At 64.5% G+C, this 15,953-nt stretch carries 17 protein-coding genes; 16 read left to right on the top strand and 1 reads right to left on the bottom strand.

The features are described 5' to 3' along the window. Positions 1 to 131 precede the first annotated feature (131 nt). From WD006_RS24990 to WD006_RS25005, 4 genes are all read left to right on the top strand, one after another. Positions 132 to 872: an SPOR domain-containing protein gene (locus tag WD006_RS24990; protein ID WP_011515018.1), complete on the top strand. Its 741-nt coding sequence runs from the start codon at positions 132 to 134 to the stop codon at positions 870 to 872. A gap of 145 nt (positions 873 to 1,017) precedes the next feature. After that, positions 1,018 to 1,656 carry a thiol:disulfide interchange protein DsbA/DsbL gene (locus WD006_RS24995; RefSeq protein WP_011515019.1) on the top strand — a complete coding sequence of 213 codons (639 nt, stop codon included), beginning with the start codon at positions 1,018 to 1,020 and terminating at the stop codon, positions 1,654 to 1,656. Between the two features lie 91 nt (positions 1,657 to 1,747). Then, positions 1,748 to 2,545 carry an SDR family oxidoreductase gene (locus tag WD006_RS25000; protein ID WP_011515020.1) on the top strand — a complete coding sequence of 266 codons (798 nt, stop codon included), beginning with the start codon at positions 1,748 to 1,750 and terminating at the stop codon, positions 2,543 to 2,545. After that, on the top strand, positions 2,545 to 3,387 hold the full coding sequence (locus tag WD006_RS25005; protein ID WP_011515021.1) for a helical backbone metal receptor: 843 nt from the start codon (positions 2,545 to 2,547) through the stop codon (positions 3,385 to 3,387). The genes WD006_RS25000 and WD006_RS25005 overlap by 1 nt, the downstream gene beginning before the upstream one ends. On the opposite strand, the gene WD006_RS25010 is transcribed toward WD006_RS25005, so the two are convergent. Next, positions 3,388 to 4,467, bottom strand: a complete 1,080-nt coding sequence (locus tag WD006_RS25010) for an MBL fold metallo-hydrolase (protein WP_011515022.1) — start codon at positions 4,465 to 4,467, stop codon at positions 3,388 to 3,390. Between the two features lie 132 nt (positions 4,468 to 4,599). Here WD006_RS25010 and WD006_RS25015 point away from each other — a divergent pair, with 132 nt between their 5' ends. The 12 genes from WD006_RS25015 (at position 4,600) to WD006_RS25070 (ending at position 15,748) form a co-directional block, all read left to right on the top strand. After that, the gene (locus tag WD006_RS25015; RefSeq protein WP_011515023.1) at positions 4,600 to 5,034 is read left to right on the top strand and encodes a MerR family transcriptional regulator; all 435 of its coding nucleotides are present in this window, start codon (positions 4,600 to 4,602) and stop codon (positions 5,032 to 5,034) included. Between the two features lie 122 nt (positions 5,035 to 5,156). Beyond that, a complete protein-coding gene (locus WD006_RS25020) occupies positions 5,157 to 6,338 on the top strand; it encodes an isovaleryl-CoA dehydrogenase (protein ID WP_008642884.1) in 1,182 nt (393 codons plus the stop codon). A 126-nt stretch (positions 6,339 to 6,464) separates the two neighbouring features. Further along, the gene (gene aceK, locus WD006_RS25025) at positions 6,465 to 8,288 is read left to right on the top strand and encodes a bifunctional isocitrate dehydrogenase kinase/phosphatase (RefSeq protein WP_011515024.1); all 1,824 of its coding nucleotides are present in this window, start codon (positions 6,465 to 6,467) and stop codon (positions 8,286 to 8,288) included. Then, positions 8,285 to 8,956 (top strand): carbonate dehydratase, encoded by a 672-nt coding sequence (gene can / locus WD006_RS25030; protein WP_011515025.1) that lies wholly within the window; start codon positions 8,285 to 8,287, stop codon positions 8,954 to 8,956. The genes aceK and can overlap by 4 nt, the downstream gene beginning before the upstream one ends. 41 nt (positions 8,957 to 8,997) lie before the next feature. Beyond that, positions 8,998 to 10,182: an acetyl-CoA C-acetyltransferase gene (locus WD006_RS25035; protein WP_011515026.1), complete on the top strand. Its 1,185-nt coding sequence runs from the start codon at positions 8,998 to 9,000 to the stop codon at positions 10,180 to 10,182. A gap of 49 nt (positions 10,183 to 10,231) precedes the next feature. Further along, the gene (locus tag WD006_RS25040; protein ID WP_011515027.1) at positions 10,232 to 10,912 is read left to right on the top strand and encodes an SDR family oxidoreductase; all 681 of its coding nucleotides are present in this window, start codon (positions 10,232 to 10,234) and stop codon (positions 10,910 to 10,912) included. A 15-nt stretch (positions 10,913 to 10,927) separates the two neighbouring features. After that, positions 10,928 to 12,058, top strand: coding sequence for an acyl-CoA dehydrogenase family protein (locus WD006_RS25045; protein ID WP_011515028.1), 1,131 nt, complete (start codon positions 10,928 to 10,930; stop codon positions 12,056 to 12,058). A gap of 89 nt (positions 12,059 to 12,147) precedes the next feature. After that, complete coding sequence (locus WD006_RS25050) at positions 12,148 to 12,807, top strand: 2-hydroxychromene-2-carboxylate isomerase (protein WP_008642872.1); 660 nt, start codon at positions 12,148 to 12,150, stop codon at positions 12,805 to 12,807. Beyond that, complete coding sequence (locus WD006_RS25055) at positions 12,804 to 13,487, top strand: HAD family hydrolase (RefSeq protein ID WP_017510804.1); 684 nt, start codon at positions 12,804 to 12,806, stop codon at positions 13,485 to 13,487. The genes WD006_RS25050 and WD006_RS25055 overlap by 4 nt, the downstream gene beginning before the upstream one ends. Beyond that, a complete protein-coding gene (locus WD006_RS25060) occupies positions 13,484 to 13,909 on the top strand; it encodes a YchJ family protein (protein ID WP_011515031.1) in 426 nt (141 codons plus the stop codon). Before WD006_RS25055 ends, WD006_RS25060 begins: the two co-directional genes overlap by 4 nt. 60 nt (positions 13,910 to 13,969) lie before the next feature. Beyond that, entirely contained in the window at positions 13,970 to 14,899 is a 930-nt protein-coding gene (locus WD006_RS25065; RefSeq protein ID WP_011515032.1) for a dienelactone hydrolase family protein, read from the top strand. A gap of 60 nt (positions 14,900 to 14,959) precedes the next feature. After that, entirely contained in the window at positions 14,960 to 15,748 is a 789-nt protein-coding gene (locus WD006_RS25070; protein ID WP_011515033.1) for an enoyl-CoA hydratase/isomerase family protein, read from the top strand. Positions 15,749 to 15,953 lie beyond the last annotated feature (205 nt).

The raw sequence follows: 15,953 nt of genomic DNA on the forward strand, positions 1-15,953 counted from the left end.
CGGGTGGTGGGTTGACGCACCACCCGCCAGCCCATGGCATCGGCGGCCGGCAGTCGACAATTTGCGACGAATCTGAAGCCGTGCGTCATGGGTCTGGCTCTATAATCCCCGGCATCACCGAAGAGGACTTCATGCAACAGATTGCCAAGCGCGCCCCGCGCACCGTCCGCCATACCAAGACGCAGCGTGGCGGCACGTTCCTGGGCCTAGTGCTCGGGTTGATCGTCGGCCTGGCCATTGCCGTGGTGGTGGCGCTGTACATCACCAAGTCTCCTGCGCCGTTCCAGCAGAAGGGCGGCAGTAGTGCCCCGGCCCCGCGTCCCAGCGAGCCTGGCAACGTGGTCAGCACCTTGCCGAGCCCGACGCAACAGGCGCAGCAGCCCGAGGAGCCGTCGGACCCGAACCGGCCGCTCTGGAGCAAGACGCCGGCCAAGCCGGTGGGCCAGCCCGAACAGGCGCAGCCCGGCCAGCCCGCGCCACAGGCGCCGGTGGCGACCACCCGTCCGGCCGATGCTGGCACCAACTCCGCCAGTTCCACCGTTGCCGGCAAGACCCCGGAGAAGCCTGCCGCGCGCCCGGCCGAGAAGCCGGTGGCCGACCCGATCGCGGAGATTGCCCAGGCCGATGCCAACAAGGTGGGATATCTGCTGCAGGTAGGGGCGTTCCGGTCGCAGGATGACGCCGACCGTCAGAAAGCCAACCTGGCCATGCAGGGTTTCGAGGCCAAGGTGACGGATCGCGATGTCAACGGCGTGAAGATGTATCGCGTTCGACTGGGACCGTTCAACCGCATCGACGACATGAACCGCGCACGTGACCGCCTGCAATCGGCCGGTTTCGAAGCCTCGGTGATCCGCTTTACCAAGCAGTAACAGGTTCGCGGCGGCAGGCGGTGAACCGCGCGCCGCCGCCGTGGTCATAGCCTGAGATCCGGGGCCCGGCCGGGCGCTGGACAACGCAATCCGATGCTTCGCTGTACCCTTGCATACCCTCGATAAACCGGAAGGCCCTTCGAACATGAAGAAAATCGCCGCACTGCTTGCCACCGTTGCCGCTGTCAGCGGCCTGCTGATGACCGCGCCCGCCGCCATGGCCGCGCCGACGGAAGGCAAGGACTACACGGTCCTGAAATCGCCGCAGCCCGTGCCGGCCGGCAAGATCGAGGTGACCGAGTTCTTCTGGTACGGCTGCCCGCACTGCTACGACTTCGAGCCCGAGCTTGAGGCGTGGGTCAAGAAGCAGGGTAAGGACGTGGTGTTCAAGCGCGTGCCGGTGGCGTTCCGCGACGACCTTCTGCCCCACACGAAGATCTTCTATGCGCTGGAAGCCATGGGCAAGCTGGACGCGATGCACACCAAGGTGTTCGACGCGATCCACAAGCAGCGCAAGCGCCTGCTGACCACCGATGAAATCGCCGATTTCATGGCCCAGAACGGCATCGACAAGAAGCAGTGGCTGGACACCTACAACTCGTTCTCGGTGACCACCAACTCGCAACGTGCCAACAAGATCGCCGACGCCTACAAGATCGACGGCGTGCCGACCGTGGTGGTGCAGGGCAAGTACGAGACCTCGCCTTCGATCGCCGGCACCAAGCCTGGCGCCATCCAGGCCATGGACTTCCTGGTCACGGGCGTGCGCGACAAGAAGCTCTGATCGCCGCGATCTGACCGACGACGGCCCGGCGTACCGTGTGGTGCGCCGGGCCGTTCTGTTTTGGAATCTCCGATTTCGCTATATTGACGCGATGCGACCACAGAAAATCTTTATCACCGGCGCCTCCAGCGGCATTGGCCAGGCGCTGGCACGCGCATACGCGGAGCAGGGTGCCATCCTTGGCCTGGTCGGCCGGCGCGAGGATGCGCTAAGGGCTTTCGCGGGCACGCTCCCCAATCCCGGCGCTGTGCGCGTCTATGCCGTGGACGTCCGCGACGTCGACGCCATGGGGGTCGCGGCTGCCGATTTCCTTGCGAACGTGGGCTGTCCCGACGTCGTGATCGCCAACGCGGGCGTCTCGGTGGGTACGGTGGCCAGCGAGCGCGAGGATCTGGAGGTGTTCCGCACGGTCATGGATACCAACTGGTTCGGCACGCTGACTACGTTTCAGCCATTCCTCGGGCCGATGCGCGAGCAGCCACCCGGTGCCGACGGATGGCGTGGCACGCTGGTCGGCATCGCCAGCGTGGCCGGGGTGCGGGGATTGCCCGGCGGCGGGGCCTACAGCGCATCGAAATCGGCGGTGATCAAGCTGCTGGAGAGCCTGCGGCTCGAACAGGCGCGCGAGAAGATTCGCGTGGTGACGATTGCGCCGGGTTACATCCGCACGCCAATGACGTCGCACAACCCGTACCGGATGCCATTCCTGATGGATGCCGAGGTGTTTGCGCAAAAAGCGGTGCGGCGAATTGCCGCAGGCAGCCGCTTCGCGGTGATCCCCTGGCAGATGGGTGTTGTGGCTTCGCTGCTGCACCTGATGCCGCGCTGGCTCTACGACGCGCTGTTCGCACGCGCGCCGCGCAAGCCGCGCCGCCCCCGGGACGCATGATGTGGACCGACGCAGGCGGGCAGGTACATGAGGCGGCATCCGGCGATGTCCGCATCGCATCGCTCGTGCCCTCGATCACCGAACTGCTGTTCGATCTCGGCTTGGCTGACCAGCTTGTGGCCCGTACCGGCTTCTGCATTCATCCGGAGCCAGCGGTACGCGCCGTTGCCAAGGTCGGCGGCACCAAGGATGTGAAGCTCGATCGCCTGCGCGCGCTGGCTCCGACGCACGTGGTGGTCAATATCGATGAAAACCGACGGGAGACCGTCGACGAAATCCGCACCTTCGTGCCGCACGTGATCGTCACCCATCCGTGTGCCCCGGAAGACAACCTCGCGCTCTATCGGCTGCTGGGCGGGATTTTCGGGCGCCGGCCACAGGCCGAAGCGCTGGTGGGGCAGTTACGCGGCGAACTCGATGCCATCCAGGCACAAACCTGGCCGGCCCGGCGTGTGCTCTATGCGATCTGGCAAGACCCCTGGATGACGGTGTCGCGCGCGACCTATATCAGCCGGATGCTGGCGCTGGTGAACTGGGCGACGTGGCCCGATGACGCGGATACTTCGGACACGCCGGCTGCCTGCGTCGACGGCGACTGCAGCCGCCCGAACGCGCCGGGCGAGCGCTATCCGACCTTCCGCTGGAGCGACGCGCTAGTGCGCGAGCTGGATGCCGTGCTGTTGTCGACCGAACCCTATCGCTTTACCGAGGATCATGCCGACGCGCTGGAGCGGCAGATCGGCAAGCCGGTATTGCTGGTCGATGGAGAGATGCTGTCGTGGTACGGCAGCCGCGCCGTGGCCGGCGCGCGCTACCTCAGGTCATTGGCACAGGGCTTCTGATCAGCCCGCCTTCTTGAACCGGATTACCCCATCGTCACCTACCACGCGCACCAGTTCGCCGCGGTGCCACAGCGCGTGCAGGTGGGCCAGCGCCTCGCCGATCGCGAACGTGAGTTGGTGAATGTCGAACTGGCGACGGAAGATCACGCTGACTATGTCGTGCGCGTTGCAGGGCTTTTCCGCGCACGCGGCCAGCGTTTCGGCCAGACGATCGACGTGGTGTTCGCGAAGCTGGTTGATGCGAGTGTGAAGATTGCGGAACGGACGACCGTGCGACGGCAGGATCAGCACATCCTTCGGCAGGCCTTCGTACTTGCCGAGCGAGTCCAGGTAGAGCTGCAGCGGATTGGCTTCCGGCTCCATGTCGAACACGCTGACGTTGGTCGAGATACGCGGCAGCACCATGTCACCGGAAATCAACACGTTGGTGGCCGGGTTGAACAGCGCAACGTGTTCCGGCGCATGGCCGTAACCGGTGATCACGCGCCACGACGCGGTGGCCGGGTCCGCGCCTATCTTGACCGTGTCGCCATCCATCAGCCTGCGGTACTGGGTGGGCAGGTCCGGCACCAGCGACGGGTAGTAGCTCTTGCGGGCCCGCAGCTTCTCGAGGTTGTCGGGATCGACCATGCCGTGACGGGCGAAGTGGCTGGCCGCGAAGTCGCCGCCCGCGTTCGATCCGACGCCCGAGCCGCCGGCCATCACGCGCGCCGACATGTAGTCACCCAGACTCATCCACAGCCGCACATCCCAGTGCTTGCAGAGCCAGTGCGCCAGGCCGACGTGGTCGGGGTGGCAGTGCGTGACCAGCACCCGCAGCACGGGCAGGCCTTCGAGTTCGTTGGCGAAGATGGTTTCCCAGTGCGCCTTGATGGTGTCGTTGGTGATGCCGCAGTCCACGATCGTCCAGCCGTCGCGCCCGTCGATGCGGTCACGCAGCAGCCAGAGGTTGATGTGGTCCAGCGCGAACGGTAGCGGCATGCGCAGCCAGTACACGCCAGGTGCGACTTCCTGCCGAGTGCCCGGTTCGGGCATGGTTTCGCCAAACGGGTATTGGAGCTGGTGTTCGAGTGCGTTCATGGGGCTGTCTCTGGTCGTTATAAGGCGCTAGACTTGACGCTAACGTTAACGTCAATTCGCTCTGCTTGTTCGTCATCTTAGACGAAAACTTGATTGCGCAACGAACGATCGTTCACTTTTTCCGGACGCACCATGTCGGCTCAGCCATCAACCGTTACCTACACGATTACCGATCTCGCCCGCGAGTTCGACATTACACCGCGCGCGATCCGATTCTACGAGGACCAGGGCCTGTTGGCGCCTGATCGCGAAGGGCCAAGCGGCCGGCGGCGTGTCTACAACAGCCGTGAGCGCACCCGGTTGAAGTTGACGCTGCGCGGCAAGAGGTTAGGGCTTACTCTCAATGAAATCCGCGAAATTCTGGATTTGTACGAGTCCCCGCGCGATACGGCTCCCCAACTCGAGCGCTTCCTGCATCTCCTGGCCGGCCACCGTGGCACGCTCGAGCGCCAGTTGGAAGACCTGCAGGCGCAGCTTGCCGAGATCGATCAACACGAGCGTCAGTGCCAGGCGCTGCTGGCTGCCCAACATGCCAAGAACGCTGGCAACAAGACTCCCACAGCCTGAGATTGCCGCCCCGGCGGCACACCATGCGACTTCTAATTGACGTTTACGTAAACGTCAATAAAATAGCCGACACCGACCTCATCGAACCCATCGAACCCATCGAACTAACAGGAGACACCACCATGACCGAACTACCCGGCCTGAAATTCGACCTTGGCGAAGACATCGAGATGCTGCGCGAATCGGTGCGCAACTGGGCGCAGGCCGAACTGGCGCCGCGCGCCGCCGAGATCGACCGGACCGACCAGTTTCCGATGGATGCATGGCGGAAGATGGGCGACCTCGGCGTGCTGGGCATCACGGTGGCCGAGGAGTACGGCGGCGCCAACATGGGGTACCTGGCCCACATGATCGCGATGGAGGAGATCAGCCGCGCGTCGGCGTCGGTCGGCCTGTCGTACGGCGCCCATTCGAACCTGTGCGTGAACCAGATCCACCGCAACGGCACGGCGGCCCAGAAGGCGAAGTACCTGCCGAAGCTGGTTTCCGGCGAATGGATCGGCGCGCTGGCCATGAGCGAGCCGAACGCCGGATCGGACGTGGTCAGCATGAAGCTGCGCGCCGATTTCAAGGGTGACCGCTACGTGCTCAACGGCACCAAGATGTGGATCACGAACGGGCCGGACTGCGACGTGCTGGTGGTCTACGCCAAGACCGAGCCGGACCTGGGCGCGCGCGGCATGACCGCCTTCATCGTCGAGAAGGGCATGAAGGGCTTCTCGGTAGCCCAGAAGCTGGACAAGCTCGGCATGCGCGGTTCGCACACCGGCGAACTGGTGTTCCAGGACGTGGAAGTGCCGGTCGAGAACATTCTCGGGGCCGAGAACGGGGGCGCCAAGGTGCTGATGAGCGGCCTGGACTACGAGCGCGCCGTGCTGTCGGGCGGCCCGGTCGGCATCATGCAGGCCTGCATGGACGTGATCACGCCGTACATCCACGATCGCAAGCAGTTTGGCCAGAGCATCGGCGAGTTCCAGCTGATCCAGGGCAAGGTGGCCGACATGTACACCACGCTGCAGGCCGCGCGCAGCTACCTGTACACCGTGGGCAAGAACCTGGACTCGCTGGGCACGGACCACGTGCGCCAGGTCCGCAAGGACTGCGCCGCCGTGATTCTGTACACCGCGGAGAAGGCCACGTGGATGGCGGGCGAGTCGGTGCAGATCCTGGGCGGTAACGGCTACATCAACGAATACCCGGTCGGCCGCCTGTGGCGTGATGCCAAGCTGTACGAGATCGGCGCGGGCACTTCGGAGATCCGCCGCATGCTGATTGGCCGCGAATTGTTCTCCGAAACGATGTAATCCGCCCAGTCGACTGAAAAGTGCTCTATGAGGCGTTCGGTGCCGCCATTGGGCCGGCACCGAACGCCTTTACAATCTCAACATCGCCGCCTGCCCGATTCTCACAGTCTTCGAGCCCTCCGAGCCATGTCCCACTTCCCCAAGCTGCTCTCGTCGCAGATTGCCTACGATGTGGCGCGGACCATGCTGGATGGCTTCGACAAGCACTACCGGCTGTTCCGCGAAGTCAGTATCGAGGCCAAGGCGCGCTTCGAGGTCGGTGACTGGCATGGTCTGCAGCAACTGCAGCGGGACCGCATCGCGTTCTACAACCAGCGCGTGCACGAAACCATCGTGACGCTCCAGGACGAGTACGACGCGGAGGACATCGAGGACGAGATCTGGCAGCAGATCAAGCTGCACTACATCGGCCTGCTGACGAACCATCATCAGCCCGAACTGGCCGAGACGTTCTTCAACTCGGTCTTCACGCGTATCCAGCACCGCTCGTACTTCAACAACGATTTCATCTTCGTGCGTCCCGCGATCTCGACCGAGTACATCGAGAACGAGGAGTCGCCGATCAAGCCGACCTACCGCGCCTACTACCCGGGCAGCCGCGAGGGCATGGCGGCCTGCTTCGAGCGGATCGTGAACAACTTTCAGCTCGAGCGTCCGTTCGAGGATCTCAAGCGGGATGCCGGCTATGTGGCCCGCGCGATCACCGAGCACTTCGGCGAATTCCGCATTGCGCCGAATTTCCAGGTGCATACGCTGTCGTCGCTGTTCTTCCGCAACAAGACTGCGTTCGTCATCGGCCGGGTGATCAACGGCGACCATACCTATCCGCTGGTGGTGCCGATCATTCACGCGGCATCTGGCAAGCTCGTGCTGGACACGGTGCTGCTGCACCGGGAGCAGATCCTGATCCTGTTCTCGTTCGCGCACGCCTACTTCATGGTCGACATGGAGATCCCGTCGGCCTACGTGACTTTCCTGCGAGACCTGCTGCCGCGCAAGTCGCGCGCGGAGATCTACACCTCGCTGGGTTTGCAGAAGCAGGGCAAGAACCTGTTCTATCGCGACTTCCTGCATCATCTGCAGCATTCGTCGGATAAATTCATCAGCGCGCCGGGCATCAAGGGGCTGGTGATGCTGGTGTTCACGCTGCCGTCGTTCCCATACGTGTTCAAGGTGATCCGCGATTTCTTCCCGGCGCCGAAGGAAACCACGCGCGAACTGGTGAAATCGAAATACCAGCTCGTCAAGCAGCATGACCGCGTGGGCCGCATGGCCGATACGCTCGAGTACTCCGATGTGGCGTTCCCGCTGTCCCGCTTCGACGACGCGCTGGTGCGCGAGCTGGAGCAGCACGCGCCGTCGATGATCGAGTACCAGCGCAGCAAGCAGGGCGAGGACGAGATCGTCGTGCGCCATGTCTATATCGAACGCCGCATGACGCCGCTGAACATCTGGCTTCAGGAGGGAACGGACGAGCAGGTGGATCACGGCATCCTCGAATACGGCAACGCCGTCAAGGAACTGATCGCCGCGAACATCTTCCCCGGCGACATGCTTTACAAGAACTTCGGCGTAACCCGCCACGGCCGCGTGGTCTTCTACGACTACGACGAGATCGAGTACCTGACCGACTGCAACGTCCGCCGCGTACCCGCCCCGCGCAACGAGGAAGAGGAAATGTCCGGCGAGGTGTGGTACACCGTACGTCCGCACGACATTTTTCCGGAGACCTACGGCACATTCCTGCTGGGCGATCCGCGTGTGCGCGCCGCCTTCATGCGGCATCACCCCGATTTCTTTGACGCTGCGATGTGGCAGCACCACAAAGACCGGCTCCTGGCCGGCCATGTCCATGACTTTTTTGCGTACCACAGCCAAGAACGCTTCATCCACCGCTACGGGTCCGGCGCAACCGGCCCCGCAACTGAAGAACCAAGGAGGGCAGCATGAGTGACGCCATCGCCCAGCTGTTCCGCAACAACCGCGAATGGGTAGACCGCGTCAACGCGGAAGACCCGACTTTCTTCACGCGCCTGGCCAACCAGCAGGCCCCCGAGTACCTGTGGATTGGTTGTTCCGATTCGCGCGTGCCGGCCAACCAGATTCTTGGCCTGGCGCCGGGCGAGGTCTTCGTCCATCGCAATATCGCCAACGTGATTTCGCACAGCGATCTGAACGCGCTGTCGGTGCTGCAATTCGCTGTCGATGTGCTCAAGGTTCGCCACGTGACCGTGGTGGGCCACTACGGCTGCGGCGGCGTGAAGGTGGCGCTCAAGCGCGAGCGCGTCGGCCTGGCCGACAACTGGCTGCGCCACGTGCAGGATGTGGCCGACAAGCACGCGGGCTATCTGGGCACCGTGCTGCGCGAGGACGACGCGCATACCCGCCTGTGCGAGCTGAACGTGATCGAGCAGGTCAACAACGTCTGCCAGACCACCGTGCTCCAGGATGCCTGGGCGCGCGGTCAGGCCGTCACGGTGCATGGCTGGGTCTACGGCGTGTCCGACGGCCTGCTGCGCGATCTCGGCATGGCCGCCAGCAACAATGACGAACTGCACGCGCAGATTGCAGCCGCGCTGCGCCAGTACGGCGATCCGCCACAAGCATCGATTCGCTGATTTCAACCCACGAAGCTCCACCCCTGCTTCAGGAGACAGACATGCAGAAGGACCCAGTCGTTATCGTTTCCGCGGTGCGTACCCCGATGGGTGCGTTCCAGAGTGAACTGAGCAGTCTGATGGCGCCGCAGCTTGGCGCCGCCGCGATCCGCGCGGCGGTTGAGCGCGCGGGCATCAAGCCTGAGCAGGTGCAGGAGGTGGTGTTCGGCTGTGTGCTGCCAGCCGGACAGGGTCAGGCGCCCGCCCGACAGGCCGCGCTTGGCGCGGGCCTGCCGCTCGACGTGGCGTGTACCACCGTCAACAAGATGTGCGGCTCCGGCATGCGTGCGGCGATGAGCGTCTACGACGGCCTGCTGGCCGGATCGTTCGATATCGCCGTGGCCGGCGGCATGGAAAGCATGACCAACGCGCCATACCTGGTGCCGAAGGCGCGTGGTGGCTATCGCATCGGCCACGGCATGATCTACGACCACATGATGCTGGACGGCCTGGAGGACGCGTACGACAAGGGCCGGGCCATGGGCACTTTCGGCGAGGACTGCGCCGCCAAGTACCACTTCACGCGCGAACAGCAGGATGCGTTCGCGATGGAGTCGGTGCGCCGCGCCCAGCGTGCCACCGAGCAGGGCGACTTCCGCTGGGAGATCGTGCCGGTGACGGTGTCGGGCAAGGGTGGCGATACCGTCATCGACACCGATGAGGGGCCGCGCCGCATCAAGGTCGACAAGATCCCGTCGCTGAAGCCGGCGTTTGCCAAGGACGGCACGATTACCGCTGCGTCGTCGTCGTCGATCAATGACGGCGCCTCGGCGCTGGTGATGATGCGCGAATCCACCGCGAAATCGCTCGGGTTGCAGCCAATCGCCAGAATGCTCGGCCATACCTCCCACGCACAGGCGCCGGGCTGGTTCACCACCGCGCCGGTGGAGGCCATCGCCAAGCTGTATCGCAAGCTCGACTGGAACACTGGCAGCGTCGATCTGTTCGAAATCAACGAGGCCTTTGCCGTGGTGCCGATGGCCGCGATGCACGATCTCGACATTCCGCGCGACAAGGTCAACATCCATGGCGGCGCATGCGCGCTGGGCCATCCGATCGGCGCGTCCGGCGCACGTATCATGACCACGCTGATCGGCGCATTGCGCAAGACCGGCGGCAAGCGCGGCGTGGCCAGCCTCTGCATCGGCGGCGGCGAAGCCACTGCGGTCGGCATCGAACTCTACTGAAGTTACGGACGTTACTGACGCGCTCGCAATCATCCACAGGAGGCTGAACATGCCCACCGCTCTCGTCCTCGGCGCCTCGCGCGGCCTGGGTCTCGAATTTGTCCGGCAGTACCGCGCCGATGGCTGGCGCGTCATCGCCGCCGCGCGTAGCGACGAGGGCGTTGCCGCGCTCACGGCGCTCGGCGCGGAAGCGCACAAGCTCGACCTCACCGACGCGGCCGCCGTGGCGGGGCTCGCCTGGAAGCTCGATGGCGAGACGCTGGACGTGGCGATCTACAACGCCGGCGTGATCGGCCCGCGTTCGGAAACGGCGGAACCGGTGACCCGCGAGGAATTCGACGCGGTGATGCACACCAACGTGCTCGGTCCGATGATGGCGCTGCCGGTGCTGCTGCCGTTCGTCGAATCCGGCAATCATGGCCGCGGTGGCGTGCTGGCGGTGCTGTCGTCGCGCATGGGCAGCATCGGCGCGATGGACAGCAACCGTAGCTGGCTCTATCGCGTGAGCAAGGCATCGGTGAACGCCGCGCTGAAGTCCGTTTCGCTCGATGCGCGCCATGCGATCTGCGTGGCACTGCATCCGGGCTGGGTGCAGACCGACATGGGTGGCCCGAAAGCCGACCTCACGCCGCAGCAGAGCGTGGCGGGTATGCGCCGCGTGCTGGCCGGCGTAGCGCGTCACGATAACGGCAGCTTCCACAACTACGACGGTACGTCGATTCCCTGGTAAGAGACCCGGTACAACATGCTGCTGACCCCTGAACAGGAAATGATCCGTGACGCCGTGCGGCAGTTCGCGCAGGACGTCATCGCGCCGCAGGCCGCCCGATGGGATCGCGACAAGACGTTCCCGAAGGACGTGCACAAGGAACTGGCGCGTCTGGGTGCCTACGGCGTGGCCGTGCCCGAAGCCCTTGGCGGCGCCGGGCTCGACTATCTGTCGCTCGCGCTGATCCTGGAAGAGATCGCGGCCGGAGACGGCGGCACCTCCACTGTCATCAGCGTCAACAACTGCCCGGTGTGCAGCATGCTGATGGCCTTCGCCAGCGACGCGCAGAAGCAGCAGTGGCTGGTGCCGCTGGCGCAAGGTGACATGCTCGGCGCATTCTGCCTGACCGAGCCGCACGTCGGCTCCGACGCATCGGCGTTGCGCACCACGGCCACGCGCGATGGCGACCACTACGTGCTCAACGGCGTGAAGCAGTTCATCACCAGTGGCAAACATGCCGACGTGGCGATCGTGATGGCCGTGACCGACAAGGCCGCGGGCAAACGCGGCATCAGCGCATTCCTGGTGCCGACGTCAACGCCCGGCTATATCGTCGCGCGTCTGGAGGAAAAGCTGGGCCAGCACTCTTCCGACACCGCGCAGATCGTGTTCGAGAACTGCCGGATTCCGGCCGCGAACATGCTTGGCGAGGAGGGCGCCGGCTACAAGATGGCGCTCTCCGGTCTCGAAGGTGGCCGCATCGGTATCGCTTCCCAAAGCATCGGCATGGCGCGCGCGGCATTCGAGGCGGCGCTGGCCTACGCCAAGGAGCGCGAGAGCTTCGGGCAGCCGCTGTTCCAGCACCAGGCCGTGCAGTTCCGGCTTGCCGATATGGCGACGCAGATCGACGTGGCGCGCCAGATGGTGTGGCATGCCGCATCGCTCAAGGATGCCGGCCGGCCCTGCCTGAAGGAAGCGGCCATGGCCAAGCTTTTCGCCAGCGAGATGGCCGAGCGGGTATGCTCGGATGCCATCCAGGTGTTCGGTGGCTACGGCTACGTGACCGATTTCCCCGTCGAGCGCATCTATCGCGATGTGCGCGTGTGCCAGATCTATGAAGGGACCAGCGATATCCAGAAGATCCTGATCGCCCGCGCGCTTGGCTGACAGGCATCTCGAATACGAAGACGAACACAAGTACGAACACGAGTATCCGCACTTTCCTCAACTGTTGTCCGTGAACCGGAGCCTTTGCGATGACCGCCCCCATCGACTTCTACTTCGATTTCTCCTCGCCCTATGGCTACTTCGCCAGCACGCGCATCGACGATATTGCCCAGAAGTACGGCCGCTATGTGATCTGGCATCCGATCCTGCTCGGCGTGGTGTTCAAGACAACCGGCTCGTCGCCGCTTCCCAGCATTCCGCTCAAGGGCGATTACTGCTGGCGTGATTTCGAGCGGACCTCGGAATTCAACCATATCGACTACAAGCGGCCCACGCATTTCCCACTGCCGACGCAACATGCAGCGCGCGCGATGCTATGGCTGCAGAACAACCACGGTGCGGATGTGGCCACGGCGTTTGCCAAGGCCGTGTATCGCGCGCTGTTTGTCGACGACATCAACATTGCCGAACCCGCCGAACTGGCGAAGCTGGCCGAGCCGCTCGGCGTCGACCCGATCGCCATGAACGAAGGTGCCAACAACTACCAGATCAAGGACCAGCTCAAGGCCGAGATCGACGTGGCGATGGCCAAGGGTGTGTTCGGCTCGCCGTTCGTGATCGTCGACGGCGAACCGTTCTGGGGCTTCGACCGCTTCGACCAGGTCGAAGCCTATCTGAAGAGCCGGCGGCAGACCGAACTGCGCGCCGTCGGCGGTAACGAACTCAACAAGGAAAAGAAACCCGCATGACCGCAGCAAACCAGGCCGCACGCTTCGATTGCGTGATTTTCGATTGTGACGGCGTGCTCGTCGATAGCGAACCGATCGTGCATCGCGTGCTGAATCGCGTGCTGAACGAGATTGGTATCGAGATCACGCTCGAGGAATCCATGAAGTGGTTCCTCGGACGCGCGGTGCGTGACGAGCTTGGCAATATCGAGGCGCGCCTGGGCAAGCCATTGCCCAGGAATTTCCTGTCCGAGTGGTTCGTGCGTCGCGACGCGGCACTCATCGAGGAACTGGAAGCCGTGCCGCACGTCCGTCAGGCGATCGAAGCCATCAAGGCACGTGGCCTGCCGGTGTGCGTGGCGTCCGGCGCCGACCGCATCAAGGTCAAGCTGCAGTTGAACCACACGCAGCTGGTGGAACTGTTCACCGACGATGCCGCGCGCGAGCACATCTTCTCGGCTACCGAAGTGGAGCACAGCAAGCCCGCGCCCGACGTGTACCTGCTGGCTGCGCGCACGATGGGCGTCGATCCGTCGCGCTGCGCGGTGATCGAGGACAGTCCCACCGGCGCCACGGCGGGCGTGGCTGCCGGCATGACGGTGTTTGGCTACGCCGCGAGCACCAACGCCGACGCCTTGCGCGCGGTTGGCGTGACGACGATCTTCACTGACATGCGCGAGTTGCCGGGGCTGATCGGATGACGAACAAGGGTCGGGCCGGCACCGGCCCGGCACCGTGCCCCTGCGGCAACGGCGCCTACGACACGTGCTGCGGCCGCTTCCATCGTGGCGAGGCATCGCCACCCACGGCGGAGGCGCTGATGCGGTCGCGTTACAGCGCCTATGTGCTGGGTGACGTGAGCTGGCTGCGGCAGACCTGGCACGCGTCGACCTGCCCGCCGGACCTCTCGGCCGATCCCGGCACGAACTGGCTCGGGCTGACCGTGAAGTCCCACGCGCAGCAGGACGCCACGCACGCCACAGTCGAGTTCGTCGCGCGTTACAAGGTGGGGGGCCGCGCGCACCGGCTGCATGAGCTGAGCCGTTTTGTATTCGAGTCGCGTGAGCCGGGCGAAGCGTCGCGCTGGCTCTACGTGGATGGTGACCTGCGCGAACCGGCCTGACCGGCGCTGCAATACATCCTGGCGAATTGCGCCAGTAACGTTTTCTGAAGAAGGTTGGTTGTGAAGTCTCGCGTCGTCTCCTCCATCTGCGGCATCGCGGCCGCGCTCGCTGGCCTGGTCTGGTGCGCGACGGCCATCGCGCAGGTGGCTCTGCCCGCGCATACGATCGAGCAGGTCGTGATGGTGCCGAAGGTCGGCGCGGAGGACACGGTGGACCTGGAAACGACGATCTTCCGGCCACCCGGCGAAGGACGCCGGCCGCTCGTGGTGATCAACCACGGCAAGACGCCGGGCAAACCGGCGTTTCAGCGACGTGCGCGCTTTGCCGCGCAGACCGCCGAATTCGTGCGGCGCGGTTTTGTGGTGGCACTGCCAATGCGGCAAGGCTTTTCCAAGTCTGGCGGCAAGTATGTCGGCGGAAGCTGCGATGTCGGCGCGAACGGCATGGCGCAGGCGGAGGATGTGATCGCCGCGCTTGATTACCTAGTGCAGCAGCCCTACGTGGACCCGACACGCATCGTCGTGATCGGCCAGTCGTTTGGCGGCCTGTCGACCATGGCGCTGTCCACGATCGGCTATCCGGGCGTGGTCGGCGTGATCAACTTCGCTGGCGGGCTGCGCAATGAAAGCTGCAGCGGCTGGGAAAACAACCTGGTTGATGTGTTCGGCGACTACGGCCGCGGCGCGCGCTATCCGTCGCTCTGGATCTATGGCGACAACGATCGCTTCTGGCCGTGGCCGTTGCCGGAGCGGATGTTCAACAGCTACAAGGCCAACGTGAGCGGCGCGGCAAAGGACACCCACTTTGTCGACGTCGGCGAGTTCGATGGCGATTCACACCAGCTTTTCAGCGATAGCGCGGGCATCGCCGTATGGCTGCCAGAGGTGGAAACCTTCTTCCGCGACCACGGCCTGCCTTTCGACGTGGAGCCGCCGGAGGCAGAGCCCGTCACGCGCGGCGTGACCAGCAACCGGCGCCAGAAATCCTGAATTGGCCGCATTCGACGGAATTCGGCCCCGTCCATTACACATCCGTTTCTCGGAGGAGACATGCAATTCACCACGCTTACGGTTACCGCTGAACGCCACGTTGCGACGGTCACGCTCAATCGTCCCGACGTCCGCAACGCATTCAACGAGACGGTCATCGCGGAACTGACCGGTGCGTTCCGTGCGCTTGGCGATACGCCCGACGTGCGCGCGATCGTGCTGGCGGGCAACGGCCCGGCCTTCTGCGCCGGCGCGGATCTGAACTGGATGAAGAAGATGGCCGGTTACTCGAATGACGAGAACCGGGCCGACGCGCTGACGCTGGCGCAGATGCTGCACACGATCTGGTCCTGCCCGAAGCCCGTGATCGCGCGTGTGCACGGCGATACTTATGCCGGCGGCGTGGGGCTGGTGGCGGCATGCGATGTGGCGGTAGCGGCCGAGGGCGTGAACTTCTGCCTGTCCGAAGCGCGCCTGGGCCTGTTGCCGGCGACGATCAGCCCGTATGTGATTCGCGCGATGGGCGAGCAGGCCGCGCGCCGCTACTTCATCACCGCAGAGCGGTTCGATGCGGCGGAAGCGCTGCGCATCGGCTTCGTCCATGCCACGGTGCCGGCGGCGGGGCTCGACGCCAAGGTGGCCGAACTGGCCGCGACGCTGGTCGGCAACAGCCCGAATGCCGTGCGCGAAAGCAAGCGGCTGGTGCAGGACGTGGCCGGCCGCGCCATCGACAAGGACCTGCTGACCGATACCGCGGACCGGATCGCCGTCATCCGCGCGTCAGAGGAGGGCCGCGAAGGCGTGCGTTCGTTCCTGGAAAAGCGCGCGCCTGCCTGGAAGCCGCAGTAACGGCAATCGGGCGCCAGCCCTCTCGCGCCCGCGGGAGGGTGCGACCCCGCCACATCGAGAGATTTTTTTTGTAGTGCGTTAGCCGATGTTATCGGCGCGTAGCAGGTAGCAGGGCGAAGTGCACGGCACTGCGGGCGGCAAGATCGTCCAACGTCTGTGAAATTGCACTCAACTGGCTGAGTGCGGCCGGTTTGCCAATCCGGCG

Origin of the sequence: Cupriavidus sp. Met-2 (assembly GCF_049843575.1) — a bacterium.
In the GTDB taxonomy this organism is placed as follows: domain Bacteria; phylum Pseudomonadota; class Gammaproteobacteria; order Burkholderiales; family Burkholderiaceae; genus Cupriavidus; species Cupriavidus metallidurans.